This is a genomic window from Vibrio sp. 10N.286.49.E11, assembly GCF_041469505.1.
In the GTDB taxonomy this organism is placed as follows: Bacteria; Pseudomonadota; Gammaproteobacteria; order Enterobacterales; family Vibrionaceae; genus Vibrio; species Vibrio crassostreae_C.
In genome coordinates this window covers 33217-48941 of sequence record NZ_JBFRKQ010000061.1, presented here as the reverse complement: position 1 = coordinate 48941, position 15725 = coordinate 33217, and the positions used below count along the sequence as shown (strand labels likewise).

Genomic DNA, 15725 nt, shown 5'->3' with positions numbered 1-15725 from the left:
ACAAGTTAAATACAGGTTGTTATTTCTTTGCACTCTTTGGAGACGAAAATTATGGCGCGAGATGCGAAAGTTGTAGCGAATAGAGTTATGGCCTTGCTGGGAGGTGAGGGCAATATCGCACAACTGAATCACTGTGCAACACGACTGCGTGTTGTGGCCAAGGACGATGAACAAGTCGATGCTGAAGGACTCAGCGCAACAGAAGGTGTACACGGGTACTTCTTCCAAAATGGTCAGCACCAAGTGATCTTGGGTACCGGATTTGTGGGTAAGGTTTTTGCCATTATGAAAGGCAATGAAGCCATTGAAGAAGCCCCACAAACTGAAGAGAAAAAAGACAAAGTCAGCACGTTCCAAACAGTAACACGTACTTTCTCTGACATCTTTGTTGCCATCATCCCAGCGTTGGTTGCAACTGGCTTACTTATGGGCTTGCGTGGGCTGTTGGTTAACGGCTTCGGTATTGAACTGTCGCCACAGTTAAATACGTTGTCTCAAGTTTTAACCGATACTGCCTTCATCTTTATTCCAGTATTGGTGACATGGTCTGCCATGCGCGTGTTTGGTGGTAACCCAGTGCTCGGTATTGTATTGGGCTTGATGCTGGTGGCACCGCAACTCGCCAATAAATGGGATGTCGCCTTTGGTAACGCCGAAGCGATGATGATTCCATTCATGGGTTTCGAAATTGCGGTGACTGGTTTACAAAGCTCGATTCTTCCTGCGGTGTTTATGGGGTGGTTTGCTGCCTTAGTTGAGCGCACATCACGCAAACACATCCCTGAAGTTCTGGATTTGATTCTGACACCATTTATTACGTTGTTGGTCTCTTTGATTGCTGGCTTGGTGTTCGTTGGTCCAATCCTACTCGGCATTGAAAAACTCATTACCGAAGCCGTGCTCTACTTCTTACAAATCCCATATGGCATTGGTGGCTTGATTTACGGCGGCGCAATTCAATTCATGGCGGTAACAGGTATGCACCACACCATCGTGCCTATCACTATTGCGATGGTGACAGACACTGGCTTTGACTACATCAACCCATTGGGTACCGCTGCAATCGCAGGCCAGTTTGGTGCGGCAATGGCGGTGATGTCGATGCAGACAGACAAAGTGAAGCGTACAGGTATGTTTGGTGCAGCGTTGCCAGCTCTGTTTGGTATCACTGAACCAGCGATGTTCGCGATTACTCTACCTCGCGTAAAACCTTTCTTGTATGGCTGTATTGGCGGTGCGTTAGGTGGCTGTTTGGGCGCGATTGCGGGTATAGGCTCTGCGGGTACGGGCGCAACTATGTTACCGGGTATTCTGCTTTACCTTGGCGGCGGTCTAGGAATGTATGTGCTTGTTATGTTGGTGGGTGCGGCTTCGGCTTTCGCATTAACAAAGCTGCTTTACAAAGAGCCTAAATAATTTTTCACCACCCATTTGAGTGAATATCTTTTTCTTGGAGTTGTTATGGATTTTTCTAATCGTCAAAACCGCTTTGTCCGAATTCACGAGGTGAGCGAGGAGTATTTGGCGGATATTGAGCACAAAACACAAACAGACCCGTTTTACCCGAGCTACCATATTGCACCAAAGCACGGCCTGTTGAATGACCCGAATGGTTTGAGTTACTTCAATGGCGAGCACCATATTTTTTACCAGTGGTTCCCGCTTGGTCCAGTGCACGGTTTGAAGCACTGGTACCACGTATCGACCAAAGATTTCGTGAACTTTACTGACCGCGGTATCGCGTTGTACCCAGACCAAGATTACGACCATCATGGTTGTTATACCGGTGTTGGTGTACCACACGATGACCAGTTGTACATTTTCTACACGGCGAACTTGAAAAAGGAGAATGATCAACGTCATCCGACTCAAGTTCTCGCGATTATGGACAAGCAAGGTAACGTGGAAAAGAAAGGCGTAGTCGTGGATTTCGATCCAAATGCCTACACTGCAGAGATTCGTGACCCAGTGCTGGTTTGTCGTGACAACGATTATCACATGTTGATTGGCGCTCAAGATCACAACGAAAAGGGCACGCTGGCTTATTATCACGGCAACGATATTGATGATTACCACCATATGGGTGACATCGATGTGGGTCTCGAAGACTTTGGCTATATGTGGGAGTGTCCTAATTACTATGAAACCGATGAAAACGGGGTTTATATCTTCTCACCTCAAGGCGTGAGCTCAGATAATAAGTATGATCTTAAGAACGTCTTCTCAGTGGTTTACATGGTCGGTGAACGTATTGATTTTGAATCAAAAGTCTTCAACAACCAAGGCTACCATGAGCTTGACAAAGGCTTCGATTTCTACGCGCCACAAACTTATCTGGATGACCAACAACGTCGCATCCTTATTGGCTGGCTGGGCAACTCAAAAAGTGACTACCCAACCGATAAGAATGGCTGGGCACACATGTTGACTCTGCCACGTGAGTTGACGATTGATGGTAGCTACCTAATTCAGACACCACTGAAAGAGCTTGAAGCGCTGCGTCAAAACTCAGTGGATGTTGAAGGCTCTATACCGGTGGAATTAACGTCACGTTCGTTTGAGTTAGAACTGAATGTGGATGAGTCTTTCACTCTGACTCTGGCTAACCAGAAAGGTGAGCAGATGGTGTTCCAAGGTGATCGCGATGAGCTGATTCTGGACCGCGCTCACGTTTCACATCTACACGCGGAAGCATACGGCACGGTTCGTTATGCACAGCGCCTAGAGCAAGCACAAACTATTCGCATCTTTGTCGATAACTCAGCGATGGAAATTTTTGCTGACAACGGCAAGACAGTGTTCACCTCTCGCATCTTCATCGATGAGCTGTCTCTGGTCGCGCTCAATAATGCGACTGGCGCACTGCATTACATGTCTGCGATACAGGCTGCTCGCTAGCCACCAATAAATTATTCCAAAACAAAAAATAAGGCCCTCGTCGGGGAGGGCCTCTTATTGCCAAAATATAGGGTTTAGCATGAAAAATACACTAAAAATGTCGCTCGCTGCGGCTTCAGTAATGGCTGCAATGACAGCGAACGCTGGAATCAGCATTGTTGATACGGAAGAAGGTAACTTCTCTGTTGGCGGTAACGTGGAGTTGAACTTCAACTACCAAGACCGTGAATCACACGATAATAATGACAGCGAATTTAACCAAGACGGCCGCGTTCTAATTGAATTTGCTGGCGAAAAGTACACGAGCAATGGTCACTATGTGGGTGTGAAAGCACAGCCTTTGTTTGAGAGCACAGGCAATATTGCACTGGATGATGCGTACTTTGAGTTTGGTAAGAAAGACGATTGGGCTATTAAAGCGGGTCGCTTTGAAGCTTACGACATGTTCCCTGTTGGTCTTGATGTATTCCTAGAGTACTCAGGTGACACAGCGAACGACCTGTATTCAGACGGTGCGGCTTACACGTACCAAGCGAAAGAGGCGCGTGGTCGCGGCTCAGACGGCCAAATTATGTACAGCCAAACTTTTGGCAACTTGTATGTTGAAGTCGGCGCAATGCTCGGTGACCGCTCTAACTTGTTCGATGGCGGCATTGAAGGTAAATACCACGGTGAGCAAATCGACACAGTTAAAGATTCATTCCTAGTGCGCCCAGTTGTGGCTTACCAAATGGGTGATTTCAAGGTAGCCGCTTCGGTGGAAACCAACCTAGTTTCAGACGCGATTGTGGCGAATGGTGTTGATATCTCAGATCGTACGGGTTACGGCTTGACTGGTAACTGGACCAACGGCGATTGGAGTGTAAATGCGAATGTTGCTTACATGGATGCTGTAGACGAAAACAACCTAACAGCGGGTGTTAACGCACTTTGGAATAACTTTGGCCTAGGCTACATTCACGCAATCAATGAGTATGAAAACAAAGAGTTTTCTTCTTGGGCTGAAGGCGACGTAAACGTATCAACATGGTATGCATCTTACGCATTCCGTGATGTACTTGAAGTACAAGACTTTTCAATTCTTCTAGGTACATACTACACGATGGTTGATAACAAACTGGACCAACAATCGGACGCATCCGCCTTTGCTGAAGAAGACGATTTCGGTGCTCGTGTACGTCTGTTCTACGAATTCTAATTTAAACGTCGTTACTAGAGGCAAAGTGATATGAACAAGGTTTGGGTAACTGGAGATGCTGTTGTGGATTTGATTCCAGATGGCGAGGCTCGTTATTTAAAATGCCCTGGTGGCGCACCAGCAAACGTTGCTGTGGCCATCTCTCGATTGGGTGGTGATACCGCTTTCTTTGGTCGAGTTGGGCAAGATCCGCTAGGACGCTTTATGAAGCAAACCCTAACGGATGAGAAGGTGAATACCGATGACATGCTGCTGGATGAAGCTCAGCGAACATCTACGGTGATTGTCGACTTAGATGATGATGGTGAACGCAGCTTTACCTTTATGGTTAAGCCAAGCGCCGACCAATTTTTCAGCGTCGAAGACATCCCAACATTTGCATCTTGGCAATGGATGCACAGCTGTTCGATCGCTTTGGCTAACGAGCCATCACGCAGCGCAACGCTTGAAGCGATGAAGCGAATGAAATCAGCAGGCGGCTTCATCAGCTTTGACCCTAATCTAAGAGATGAGGTATGGTCAGACCCATCTCAGATCCAAGAAGTGGTGATGAATGCGGTCAATCTGGCAGACGTAGTGAAGTTTTCTGAAGAAGAACTGACGTTCCTGACAGACACTGATACCCTCGATACGGCTTTAGATGCATTAAATGCGGCGCCTAACAAGCTGATCATCGTGACGCTAGGCGCTCGTGGTGCGTTGGCGGTTTACAATGGTGAACGTCGAGTGATTGAGGGCACTAAAGTTGAACAAGTTATTGATACAACAGGTGCTGGTGATGCATTCGTTGGAGGCTTGCTAGCCAAGCTGTCTCAGAATACGGACTGGTGTTCTTGGAGTCAGGTTGAAGCTGCGGTGCACTGGGGTAACGGCTGTGGCGCACTTGCGACGACGCAAAAAGGTGCTATGACGGCACTGCCAAGTTTGGCTCAACTTACGAAGTTAGTTAGAGAGTTGTGATTATTGTCTTTTCACTTTCTGAAAAAAGTCGCTCAACAAGAGCGACTTTTTGTTATCTAAAGAGTGGGCAATATGCCGCAACATAACTGAAGGTGCTTGTTCTTTACTTGCTCATTATTAATGACTTTCCATACCTGTAGTTATTCATAAATTGCTAATGTTCGATTTTCTGAGGCTGATGTTTGTCCAGAAACGACTTAGACAGTTTTTCCTATATTTAAATTTGGTTAGAAATATGCCTAGCATTTTAAACAAGAAAAACTACTGTATAAGTCCACCTTTCGTCCACCCAAGCAAAGCTGAGATAAAGTGGGGAAGGGGAAAGTTGATTATTTTCAGTGTATTGAGCGAGATTTACGACGTTTTTGAGGGCTCAAAAACGGTGAAACCCCGATGTTGGTAGCATCGGGGTTTCGAATTTCTAGATTTCTCGACTGGTAAGATCGATTATCTTTTCTATGCAGAAGGCTGGATTAATCCAATCTTATTCCTTGGTAGGGAATTAGATGCGGATGAAGTCCATGTGCTCAACTTTTGGCTTGAACGCGTGACGTTGAACGTCTTGTGGCTTAACCTTAACTTCTGCGCCGTCAATCAGTAGAGTGATTGCTTCGTAGAATTCAGGCTTGTCCATTTGGTTGATCACGTCAGCGTGAACAAGTTCGATAGCTACAGCTTCAGCTTCGCCACCGTAGATTACAGCTGGGAATTTACCAGCGTGACGTAGGCGGCGGCTCGCACCTTTACCTAGTTCAGTACGTACTACTGCTTCAAATTTCATAGTTTTACTCTCAAATTAGTAAAAATTAACTTCACACCTCAATGCGACCTTGAGTGTGTGGTAATGCTTAAACATAAAAGTTCATGCTTAAGCGAGCGCGGATACTAACATCACATTCCAATATGAGCAAGTCAGAAGCCCATCTCAAAGTGAATTTCCTTCGATAATGGGTTCGTTTGGAGATAAAACGTTCGCTAACGCTTGTTTAGCGCATTTTACTCCCTTTTACATCGCAATCCTTATCTATTTATATCACTGCTAAATCATCAAGTTAATGAACGGAAAATGAATGTTTGCCTAAGACTTGGTTAAGTCTTAGTTCGTTAATCTTAGTGTTAATTAAACAGCAGAATGAATAGGTGAAAATATGAAACCGGTAAGCATTGTCGTAATTACGCTAAACGAAGAGAAACGCATTAGCCGCTTAATGGAAGAGTTGAGCGTGCAAACCCACCAAGAGTTTGAAGTGATTGTTGTCGACTCGAACAGTGAAGATAACACCAGAGAAGTGGCGCAAGCTTATGAAAACGCGTTGCCAAAATTAACGGTGCATCACATGGAAAACCGTGGTGTGAGCCTTGGCCGAAACACGGGTGCTTCATTGGCGCAATACAACCGAATCCTTTTCTTAGATGCTGACGTGAGCTTGCCTCGAAACTTCCTTGCGAAAGCGCTTTATGAACTAGAAGAGAAGAAGCTTGAAGTGGCGGGTGTGTACATGAGCTCGAAAGGTTTGCCGCTTGTACACAAGTTTGGTTACGGGCTATTTAACGCAGGCTTGTTTACTACTCAGTTCTTTTTCCCGACGGCGATTGGCGCATGTATTTTCTCGACTAAACGGGCGCATGATGAGATCGGCGGTTTTGATGAAGAGATCGTCCTGTGTGAAGATTGTGACTACGTAAAACGTGCGAGCAAAACATGGCGATTTAGATTCCTAAATATGACTTTTGGTTTTGACCCACGTCGCTTAGACCAAGATGGCGTTGTGAAGACAGGCTCTACTTATCTTAAAGCCAATGTAAGACGCTTCTTTAAAGGAGAAATGCGTAATAACGAGATGAACTACAAGTTTGGTCACTACAAAGAACAGTAAGCGTTGAGGTTGTTATGTTTGATGGACTAGGGTTGTTTCTGGGAGCATTGGGTGATGCTCTCATTGGCCCAAACCTATTTGTACCGGGAGAGCCGTTCTTTATCGCAGCGGGCTTTCAACTGTATTCAGGTGCATGGATGGCGTTGGTTTTGGTGATGCTAGGTGGTTTGCTTGGTGATCAACTCAGTTATTTCATTGGTTATAAATACGGTGTTAAGGTGCAACGAAGGCTCATTAAGTTTCGCCCTAAAACCAAAAGATTAATTGCGCGCTGCCGCTATCTGGTTGCTCGCAAAGGCACATACATCATTCTTTTTGCTCGTTTATTAGGGCCTATCGCTTGGGTTGTGCCATTTATAGCTGGCTCGCATCGTGTACCGTGGCGTAATTTTAGTGTGTTGGCGTTTATCGGTTTGGCCCTTGGTGGAGGGCAGTTCATTGCTTGGGGCATGTTACTGGCGCACGGCGTTGAAAACTTCCCGTGGCTTAATAGCCTTAAGATATTTATCTCGGAGCATAATAGCTTGATCGTTGGTGTGTTCGCGGTATTAGTCTTCACCATTATCGGTTACCGAATGAAGTGGCGATGCTTAGTACTTAAGTCTAGTGCGCTGTTGTTGGCGTGGGTATTGTTTGCGAACTACGCTCACTTTTTCTGGAAAGCGGATGACTTTCAGAATCAACCAGATACGGCTCAAATAAACAAAGTCGACTGGAACTCGGTTACCTATAAAGCGTTCCCCGGTAAATCTTCGTTCTACTCGGCGCAAGCGATCAACGTAATTTATGTTGGAGCAACCCCAAGAGACTTAATGAAGCAATTAGGCTGGATAGAGAATCAAACCTTCTCTCGAAATGAGATTGAATGGGTTGGTTATCTCGCATTGCTTAGAGAAAAAACGCCGCCAGTGTCTGATTTATATTGGCGAGACAAGCCGCAAGATATGGCTTTTCAATTGCCGGGTAACCTGATGAAGCGCAGCCATATTCGTTGGTGGCGTGCAGGTGTTGATATTAAAAGTAACCAGCCTCAGTGGTTAGGCGCAATTAGCTATGATGATGGCCTTAAAGTCACGCCTTACTCAGGCATTGTGACCGTGCTTCATAACATTGACCCTAATGTTGATGAAGAGCGAGATCGGCTTGCTAATCAGATACGAACGTTACTACCAGACATCGAGTTAGACAAGTACCCATTAGCAACGGTGGAAGTGATCAATGACGATCATGACTATTACACTGATGGCCGGGTATTAACGATTGGAGCAACGACCCTTAGTGATAATTCACAAACTTTGGATGTTGCTGTGAACGATATATAGAGTTGTATATAAGGTCGATAGAATTAAGCCCTAGCATTACGTTAGGGCTTATTGTGTTTAACTTTTACTTAGCTTGTTCAGCCTTTACTTACTTTAAGCACCAGAGAAGCTTTTAAGCCGCCCATTGAGCTCTTGCTGAGCGTTAGGCTGCCTCGGTAACTGTGTGCCATTTCATTTACGATATTAAGCCCTAAGCCTGTTCCTGGTGTGGTTTCATCAAGTCGGACGCCACGTTTGGTCACTTGCTCAAGCTTCTCTTCAGGAATGCCTTGGCCATCATCTTCAATCACCAACTCTATGTTGCCATCGTCGAGTTCATTTGCATGGACGCGAATAATGCTGCCAGCCCACTTGTAACTGTTCTCGAGTAGGTTGCCGACCATTTCATCAAGGTCGGTTTTTTCTACCGCCACTTCAATCTCAGAGTCTAGCTCGTTAATCATGGTGACTTCATTGGCAGCGTAGACTTTATCAAACGCCATTGAGATAGCTTCGACACGCTCACAAGGTGAAGACTTCACCGAAAGAATGTTCATTGCACCTGCCATACGAGCGCGGCCAAGGTGATAATCAATTTGGCTTTGAATCTGATGAATGGGCTGTTGCAGCAGTGCCTTGTCATCCTCTGGAAGTCGCTCTATCTCATTTTTTAGAACTGAAAGCGGTGTTTTCAACGCATGAGATAAGTTACCCGCGTGGTTACGAGCTCGTTCTAATAACTCTTGATAGTGAAAGAGCAGGGCATTGAGGTCAGAGACTAATGGAGAAACCTCTTTCGGGTAGTTATCGCTTAACCCTTGTTGCTCGCCGTTTCTTAGCATTACCAGTTCGCGTTGCATCTTGCTGAGCGGTAATAACGACCAACTGACTTGAATACCGATCAACATCAGCACGCCAACAAACAGCAACATTAGGATCAACCAGACTTGACCAGTAAGCTCTGTCAGTGTGGATTCTAATGGATCTTCATCAATACCAATGGTGATCGTGACAGGGTCGCTCAGTTCAGGCAGGTAGATATCTTGCTCGATGTAAATCAGCTTTTCTTTCTCTGGCCCTTTGACTGATGTGTGAATCGGTGAACGCTTGATGGTGAGGTCTTTATCCCATAGCGAGCGAGATCGAATGATCTGCTCTTGGGTAGCGGCGCGCCAATAAATACCACTGTAGGGCTGGTTGAACCTAGGATCAGACAGACGCTCTGCCATGATCAGGTTACCACTGTCATTGGTTTCGATATTGGCGGTTAACTCATCCATGGTTAAGCCAAGCTGCTGCTTCATGTCATCGACGAGGTAGTCGTTAACCAGTTTCGGAATCCCGACACCAGCCGCTAATATCATCGCACCTAGCCAAAAAGCCGCAGCAAGGAGCAAGCGGCTTTTTAAACTGATGTTTTTAAGTGTTCGTTTCTTTAGATTCATGCATTTCCAACCTGCCTTTGCTCATCGTAACTTATCGTATTGCGATGATCAGAACAGGCTGTCCACTTAATTAATGGTTGCTCTTGGCGTGATTGACGACTGAGCTATTCAGCATTCAGTTGGTAGCCAAGGCCACGAACGGTTTTGATGATCTTTGGTGCGATTTTCTTACGAATACGACCGATGAACACTTCAACCGTGTTTGAGTCTCGGTCGAAGTCTTGCTTGTAGATATGCTCAACCAACTCAGTGCGCGAGATAACCTTGTTTTGGTTATGCATGAAGTACGCGACAACTTTATATTCCAGCGCCGTGAGGCTAACTGCTTGACCTTGCCACAACACTTTAGAACTGCGTGTGTCTAGGCTTAGATCACCGATTTGAAGTATCGGAGCAGCACTGCCTGATGCTCGGCGCAGTTGAGCTCGGATACGGGCAATCAGCTCGACCATCTCAAATGGCTTAGTTAGGTAGTCATCAGCACCGGCGTTCAAGCCCTCAACACGTTGAGTTAGCGTGTCACGAGCACTTAAGATAATCACTGGCGTGTTGATGTTTTCGTCTCGAATGCCTTTTAATACCGTTAGGCCGTCAAGCTTAGGTAAACCTAAATCGAGGACAATCGCGTCCCATTCTTCTGACGTTGCACGGTAGAGTGCGTCGATACCATCTTGAGAGAGCTCTGGAACCCAGTCGGCCCCCTCAAGTGTTTCAATAATTTGTTGGCCCAAACGAGGCTCATCTTCAACGACTAAAATTTTCATAATTGTTCTTCTAATTTCTTCTAATGACTGTTCGTTGTGCTTAATTGCTCGTCGTGATTAATGTAAAGTTGCGGCTCTGAATTATTCGCCGTGTTTAATTGCGTCTTTAAAGTTTCGGCCTTTGATCATAAGCATTTCTAACGTCTCAGCGTTGTATTCGACTTTGATTATGTTGTTTTGGTAATTGATTTTTAGTTCATACACCCAAATGTCGTCATCTTCTTCTAGTTCTACTTTAATGATTCTGCCATGAAGATCGTTTTCAACCGCCGCATACATTTCTGAGAAAGGGCGAATGTAGCCTTCTCGTACGGCTTCATAGACTTCGTCTTGATCTTCTTCAAATTCGATGCTGGTTCCTGCTTTATGAACGTCCTGCACTAATTCATGACCATTATGATGTGAGTCAGCCCATGCGCCAGCAGAAACAAATAAGCCTAAGCTTATAGAAAACAAAGAAATCATAGCTTTACTAAACATAGCGAATCCTAGAGAAGGTTGATAGCGTTCAGTATAAAAAAGTAATTCTGAACAGAAAGTGAACCTGATTAATAATGAGAATTTGATACCGAAAAACTTAACGCTTAAATGGCGCAGGCTTTAATACATAAGATTAATTGCCGAGTGTTAAGAACGTAAGACTTACTTTTATTCTTAACCTTAACGCTGCTGTAGTTCGTCTTCGAATATCTTGTCTCTCATTTTCCAAAAGCGTCCGACTTTACGGGCAATCACGAATTGAGGTGGGCGGAATCTATGTTGGTGAGCAACCACTTTCGTCGGTGAGGCTTCTTCGAAAGGGCGATGTCTGTCTGCAAGGTGAGGGCGAACAAACTGGTCTTTGAAGTTCTGCTTCTGCTTTTTGCTGGTTAATGACCAAAACTCATGCACTTGCGCTTGGTTTTCTCCGCGATAGGTGACCTTAAGTTGTGATTTACCTTTCTCGTCTTTAAGCACGTTGAGGTCCATTTCCAAGCATTCAAATACCAAGGCATCTTTTAGGTTCAGTGCTTCTTTTAGCTTTTTGTCTGGGTCGACTAAGGTTGCATCGCACTCATGACAAATGCGCGCAGCAATGTCATTATCAGCACCACATTCACCGCAATATTTCGCTCGGAAGCGATAATTACAGTGCTCGCGCTCGCCCGTGTCTTCATCGGTAAAGTAGCCTTGGCATTTGCGCCCAAAGTGCTCAAGCAAGAAGCCATTGCTGTCTAGCTTGCCCCAAAAGTTATTATTGAAGCCGCACGCAGGGCAAGGGATGGTGATGATTTCACTGTCTGAATCGGGTTTAGGGTCGCCAACCTCAGGTTGGTAGAGGTCGTAACTGTTGCCCGCATAGTCGAGCACCAAACACTCTTTTTTACCCGGAGATAGGCGTAAGCCACGGCCAACGATTTGTTGATACAAACTGATGGATTCTGTCGGGCGCAAAATCGCGATTAAATCGACGTGTGGCGCATCAAAACCTGTGGTTAATACCGATACGTTAACCAAGAACTTGATTTTACGTTCTTTGAAGTCGCTGATAATTTGGTCACGTTCGAGAGTTGGTGTATCACCAATCACAATTGAAGCTTCACCTTCTGGCAATAAGCCGAGGATCTCTTGCGCGTGTCGAACGGTCGCAGCGAATACCATGATGCCTAGTTTATCTTGGGCTAGGTGAATAATCTGATCGACAATCTGTGGGGTCGCTCGTTTCGATTGCTCGATCACCATGTCGAGTTCTGCTTCTTTGTAGCGACCAGTGCTCGCGGGCTTTAACTGCGAAAAGTCATAGCTCAACACGGGTGCATCAATTATGCGTGCAGGAGTTAAGAAACCTTCATCGAGCAGGTAACGAATCGGCAGCTCAAAGATACAGTCGCGGAAGAAACGTGGCTCATCTGAACGCACTTGACCGCGAGTGTGGTATTGATAAATCCAACCCATCCCAAGACGATATGGGGTCGCTGTTAATCCAAGCACCTTGATGCCCGAATTATTCTCGTGTAAGTGAGTGATGACTTTCTGATAACTACTGGTCTTTTCATCGGGAACACGGTGGCATTCGTCGATAACCAACAGCGAAAATTGGTTAGAGAATGAATCGAGATTTCGCACCACAGATTGCACCGAAGCAAACACGACTTGTTGGTCGGTCTCTTTGCGTCCTAAACCCGCAGAGAAAATCGAGCCTTTCAGCCCGTAACCTTCATACTTTTCATGGTTCTGTTCAACCAACTCTTTTACGTGAGCAAGCACCAACACTCGACCTTTCGCAAGCCTTGCTAACTCTGCAATCACAAGGCTTTTTCCTGCACCTGTCGGAAGCACGAGCACTGCCGGAGTTTGGTGTTTTCTGAAGTAATGAATCACTGATTTTACAGAATCAGCTTGGTACGGGCGGAGTGTATACATATCGCGTCTTGTAAGAAGGAAAACAAATAGTGTGAAATAGCTCAACTAATTGAGCAAAGGTGACTATAATACCCGACTTAGATTAGTTGAGGTATTCATGCGTTTAGATAAATTTCTGTGCGATGCATTAGGCGTCACTCGAAGAGAAGCAACACACTTATTAAAATCCAAGGCAGTGACAGTAAATGATGTCATTCAAAAAAGCGGCTCACTCAAGGTAACTGAAGAGTGCGTTGTGGAATGGCAAGGCAATGAACTGAATGTTCACGGCCCACGTTACATCATGCTTTATAAGCCAGAAGGCTTTGTTTGTTCGCATGAAGATGGCGCAAATCGTATCGCGTTTGAATTACTTGATGAAATAAAAATGGACAAGCTGCACTTTGCTGGTCGTCTAGATATTGATACAACAGGTCTTGTGTTGATTACAGACGATGGTAAGTGGTCTCACCGTATCACTTCGCCAAAGCACAAGTGCGAGAAGACGTACCGTGTGTGGTTGGTTGAACCTGTTGAAGACGATTACGTTGAAAAATTCAAAGAGGGCATCCAGCTTAAGAGCGAAGATGGCCTAACACTTCCTGCACACCTAGAAGTTCGTGCAGAGCGTGAAGTGCTGCTAACGATTCACGAAGGCAAATACCACCAAGTTAAACGTATGTTTGCTGCTCTTGGTAACAAGGTAGAAGCACTACACCGTGAACGTATTGGCGAAATTGAGATGGACGAATCTTTAGAGTTAGGTGAATACCGTTACCTAACGCAAGAAGAAGTCGATTCAATCTGGAAGTAGTCCTTAGCTAGAAGTTGCTCTTAACAAGAAATTGTTCTTAACAAGAGACCACTTTTGCTGGAAATAGCCCTTTCGTTGTAAAGCCGACCATGGATAGCGTCGGCTGATGATGTTGACTGGTACTAGGAAAGTCTCAGCCAATCTTTGACTCGCGTACTCACGCTAGTCCCTAGCTCTATCAGTTGAACATTCGGAGAACCATGCAAACATCGACCTCACAGAGCCAAAGCTCCCAACTAGAAACACCTCAATTAGGCTTAGTGCTGTTTTTGATTCTAGGTGCGATTGGTGCACTTACTCCGCTAGCCATTGATATGTATCTGCCAGCGATGCCGACCATTGCTAAAGATCTTGGTGTGACGGCGGGTGAGGTACAAATCACGCTAACAGCCTATACCGCAGGTTTCGCGCTGGGGCAGTTGCTGCATGGCCCGTTGGCGGATAGCTATGGTCGCAAGCCTGTACTGCTTATTGGTGTGTTCTTGTTTGCTATCGCTTCTATGGTGAGTGCGACAACTCATGGCATTGAAGCGCTGACTTACATCCGTACCGCTCAAGGTTTTGCTGGTGCTGCGGCGGCCGTTATCATCCAAGCGGTGGTAAGAGATATGTTCGATCGTGAAGATTTCGCAAGAACCATGTCTTTCGTTACTTTGGTGATGACAGTTGCGCCATTGGTTGCTCCGATGATTGGCGGTTACTTAGCGTTGTGGTTCGGTTGGCGTTCAATTTTCTGGGTTCTGGCTATTTTTGCGGTGATCGTGATTCTGGCGGTATCGATGAAGATCCCAGAAACGCTTCCTGCAGAAAACCGACAACCATTGCGCTTTAAAACAACGATTCGTAACTATGCTCGACTGTGTAAGAACCCAACGGCGATGGGCCTGATTTTCTCTGGTGCATTCTCATTTTCAGGGATGTTTGCGTTCTTAACGGCAGGTTCATTCGTTTACATCGATATCTATGGCGTTCGCCCTGATCTGTTTGGCTACCTGTTCGGCTTGAATATTGTTGCTATGATCTTGATGACGAGCATCAACGGTCGAATCGTTAAGAAAGTGGGCTCTCACGCTATGCTCAGAGTCGGTTTAACCATTCAATTGTTTGCGGGCTTAGGTCTGTTAGTCGGTTGGATGTTAGATATCGGTTTGTGGGGTATTGTGCCATTCGTGATGCTGTTTATCGGCACACTGTCTACCATTGGTAGTAACTCAATGGCACTGCTTTTAAGCGGATACCCGAATATGGCCGGCACAGCTTCTTCGCTTGCAGGCACATTAAGATTTGGTACTGGTTCTGTAGTGGGGGCAATTGTTGCAATGCTACCAAGTGACACTGCAGGGCCAATGGCTATGATGATGGCAGCATGTGCAATACTGTCAGCATTACTATATTGGACATTAGGAAAGAAGGCATAATGTCAAAATACTATATTGAAATTCAGAAGTTAGTGAACGATGCGCTGGGCGAGCTGTATGCTCTGCATAAGTCTGGTAAAGCGATCGACGCACCTATCGCGAACAACCTTTATCTTGTTCGTTGGGTAACAAAAGCGATTAAATCTCAAGCTTATGATCGCGTGATTGTGCCTGACTTAGTTCGCTGGCAGAAACAGGGTCGCTCAAAAGGCAACAACTCTGATTTAACTTTTACCTTTAAACGTATTTCTGCGTTTTACGGACGTTTTTTCCCTGAAGGCGAAGAGCCTAAAACGCTAAAAGACAGTGATGTTGAAGCGTTCATGGACAAAATGTACGAGATGGGTTGGAGCGTATCGAGTGAAGACGAGCTAACGACTGGCGGCAAGATTCAATTCTTCACCGATGGCGAGCACTCTTTTGCTTTATGCGGTAAACAGTGTGACGACTCTTTCGACGGGGAGTTGATGGTTAAGCCAATGAACTGGTTTGTTCGTGGCAACCATGCTGAGTTCATCCAAGCGGCGATGGAAGCGGGCTTCATGCTTCACAAAGTAACGGACTATAAGTCTGCGGTGAAGTATCACGGTGAATACATCGTTTACCCTGCTAACCAAGGCAACCAACTGGCTGAGATCCCAATTAGCGTTATCGGCTAATAGCGGATT

14 protein-coding genes are annotated in these 15725 nt (G+C 45.6%); 9 read left to right on the top strand and 5 right to left on the bottom strand.

All coding sequences use genetic code 11. From position 1 onward, the window contains the following. The first annotated feature begins 51 nt into the window (after positions 1–51). The 4 genes from AB4167_RS14965 to AB4167_RS14950 all read left to right on the top strand — a co-directional run bounded on the left by AB4167_RS14965 (position 52) and on the right by AB4167_RS14950 (position 5056). Entirely contained in the window at positions 52–1416 is a 1365-nt protein-coding gene (locus AB4167_RS14965; protein ID WP_136982093.1) for a PTS transporter subunit EIIC, read from the top strand. Positions 1417–1461: 45 nt separating this feature from the next. Further along, the gene (locus AB4167_RS14960; protein ID WP_372136701.1) at positions 1462–2898 is read left to right on the top strand and encodes a sucrose-6-phosphate hydrolase; all 1437 of its coding nucleotides are present in this window, start codon (positions 1462–1464) and stop codon (positions 2896–2898) included. Between the two features lie 79 nt (positions 2899–2977). Next, positions 2978–4096 carry a carbohydrate porin gene (locus AB4167_RS14955; RefSeq protein ID WP_372136700.1) on the top strand — a complete coding sequence of 373 codons (1119 nt, stop codon included), beginning with the start codon at positions 2978–2980 and terminating at the stop codon, positions 4094–4096. Between the two features lie 30 nt (positions 4097–4126). Further along, positions 4127–5056, top strand: coding sequence for an aminoimidazole riboside kinase (locus AB4167_RS14950; protein WP_017060372.1), 930 nt, complete (start codon positions 4127–4129; stop codon positions 5054–5056). 502 nt (positions 5057–5558) lie between these two features. On the opposite strand, the gene rplY is transcribed toward AB4167_RS14950, so the two are convergent. Further along, on the bottom strand, positions 5559–5837 hold the full coding sequence (gene rplY, locus AB4167_RS14945; RefSeq protein WP_017060373.1) for a 50S ribosomal protein L25: 279 nt from the start codon (positions 5835–5837) through the stop codon (positions 5559–5561). Between the two features lie 367 nt (positions 5838–6204). Here rplY and AB4167_RS14940 point away from each other — a divergent pair, with 367 nt between their 5' ends. Both AB4167_RS14940 and AB4167_RS14935 read left to right on the top strand, forming a co-directional pair. Further along, the gene (locus AB4167_RS14940; RefSeq protein WP_017070601.1) at positions 6205–6933 is read left to right on the top strand and encodes a glycosyltransferase; all 729 of its coding nucleotides are present in this window, start codon (positions 6205–6207) and stop codon (positions 6931–6933) included. 14 nt (positions 6934–6947) lie between these two features. Continuing rightward, a complete protein-coding gene (locus tag AB4167_RS14935) occupies positions 6948–8255 on the top strand; it encodes an LssY C-terminal domain-containing protein (RefSeq protein ID WP_136978087.1) in 1308 nt (435 codons plus the stop codon). Positions 8256–8332: 77 nt separating this feature from the next. Here AB4167_RS14935 and AB4167_RS14930 read toward each other — a convergent pair whose 3' ends face one another. The 4 genes from AB4167_RS14930 to AB4167_RS14915 all read right to left on the bottom strand — a co-directional run bounded on the left by AB4167_RS14930 (position 8333) and on the right by AB4167_RS14915 (position 12846). After that, positions 8333–9679 carry an ATP-binding protein gene (locus AB4167_RS14930; protein ID WP_017068035.1) on the bottom strand — a complete coding sequence of 449 codons (1347 nt, stop codon included), beginning with the start codon at positions 9677–9679 and terminating at the stop codon, positions 8333–8335. Positions 9680–9783: 104 nt separating this feature from the next. Then, complete coding sequence (locus AB4167_RS14925) at positions 9784–10443, bottom strand: response regulator transcription factor (RefSeq protein ID WP_017060377.1); 660 nt, start codon at positions 10441–10443, stop codon at positions 9784–9786. Between the two features lie 81 nt (positions 10444–10524). Continuing rightward, positions 10525–10923, bottom strand: coding sequence for a PepSY domain-containing protein (locus tag AB4167_RS14920; RefSeq protein ID WP_137001717.1), 399 nt, complete (start codon positions 10921–10923; stop codon positions 10525–10527). Between the two features lie 180 nt (positions 10924–11103). Continuing rightward, positions 11104–12846 (bottom strand): DEAD/DEAH box helicase, encoded by a 1743-nt coding sequence (locus tag AB4167_RS14915; protein WP_136982096.1) that lies wholly within the window; start codon positions 12844–12846, stop codon positions 11104–11106. A 97-nt stretch (positions 12847–12943) separates the two neighbouring features. Between AB4167_RS14915 and rsuA the strand changes: the two genes are divergently transcribed. The 3 genes from rsuA to AB4167_RS14900 all read left to right on the top strand — a co-directional run bounded on the left by rsuA (position 12944) and on the right by AB4167_RS14900 (position 15716). After that, a complete protein-coding gene (gene rsuA, locus AB4167_RS14910) occupies positions 12944–13639 on the top strand; it encodes a 16S rRNA pseudouridine(516) synthase RsuA (protein WP_017060380.1) in 696 nt (231 codons plus the stop codon). Between the two features lie 200 nt (positions 13640–13839). Continuing rightward, positions 13840–15057, top strand: a complete 1218-nt coding sequence (locus tag AB4167_RS14905; RefSeq protein ID WP_017060381.1) for a Bcr/CflA family multidrug efflux MFS transporter — start codon at positions 13840–13842, stop codon at positions 15055–15057. Further along, a complete protein-coding gene (locus tag AB4167_RS14900; RefSeq protein ID WP_017060382.1) occupies positions 15057–15716 on the top strand; it encodes a DUF2913 family protein in 660 nt (219 codons plus the stop codon). The genes AB4167_RS14905 and AB4167_RS14900 overlap by 1 nt, the downstream gene beginning before the upstream one ends. The last annotated feature ends 9 nt before the right edge of the window (positions 15717–15725 follow it).

Excerpts from the sequence above, each read along its gene's own strand:
- AB4167_RS14965 (WP_136982093.1), top strand. The coding sequence starts at position 52 with ATGGCGCGAGATGCGAAAGTTGTAGCGAATAGAGTTATGGCCTTGCTG.
- AB4167_RS14960 (WP_372136701.1), top strand. The coding sequence starts at position 1,462 with ATGGATTTTTCTAATCGTCAAAACCGCTTTGTCCGAATTCACGAGGTG.
- AB4167_RS14955 (WP_372136700.1), top strand. The coding sequence starts at position 2,978 with ATGAAAAATACACTAAAAATGTCGCTCGCTGCGGCTTCAGTAATGGCT.
- AB4167_RS14950 (WP_017060372.1), top strand. The coding sequence starts at position 4,127 with ATGAACAAGGTTTGGGTAACTGGAGATGCTGTTGTGGATTTGATTCCA.
- rplY (WP_017060373.1), bottom strand. The coding sequence starts at position 5,837 with ATGAAATTTGAAGCAGTAGTACGTACTGAACTAGGTAAAGGTGCGAGC.
- AB4167_RS14940 (WP_017070601.1), top strand. The coding sequence starts at position 6,205 with ATGAAACCGGTAAGCATTGTCGTAATTACGCTAAACGAAGAGAAACGC.
- AB4167_RS14935 (WP_136978087.1), top strand. The coding sequence starts at position 6,948 with ATGTTTGATGGACTAGGGTTGTTTCTGGGAGCATTGGGTGATGCTCTC.
- AB4167_RS14930 (WP_017068035.1), bottom strand. The coding sequence starts at position 9,679 with ATGAATCTAAAGAAACGAACACTTAAAAACATCAGTTTAAAAAGCCGC.
- AB4167_RS14925 (WP_017060377.1), bottom strand. The coding sequence starts at position 10,443 with ATGAAAATTTTAGTCGTTGAAGATGAGCCTCGTTTGGGCCAACAAATT.
- AB4167_RS14920 (WP_137001717.1), bottom strand. The coding sequence starts at position 10,923 with ATGTTTAGTAAAGCTATGATTTCTTTGTTTTCTATAAGCTTAGGCTTA.
- AB4167_RS14915 (WP_136982096.1), bottom strand. The coding sequence starts at position 12,846 with ATGTATACACTCCGCCCGTACCAAGCTGATTCTGTAAAATCAGTGATT.
- rsuA (WP_017060380.1), top strand. The coding sequence starts at position 12,944 with ATGCGTTTAGATAAATTTCTGTGCGATGCATTAGGCGTCACTCGAAGA.
- AB4167_RS14905 (WP_017060381.1), top strand. The coding sequence starts at position 13,840 with ATGCAAACATCGACCTCACAGAGCCAAAGCTCCCAACTAGAAACACCT.
- AB4167_RS14900 (WP_017060382.1), top strand. The coding sequence starts at position 15,057 with ATGTCAAAATACTATATTGAAATTCAGAAGTTAGTGAACGATGCGCTG.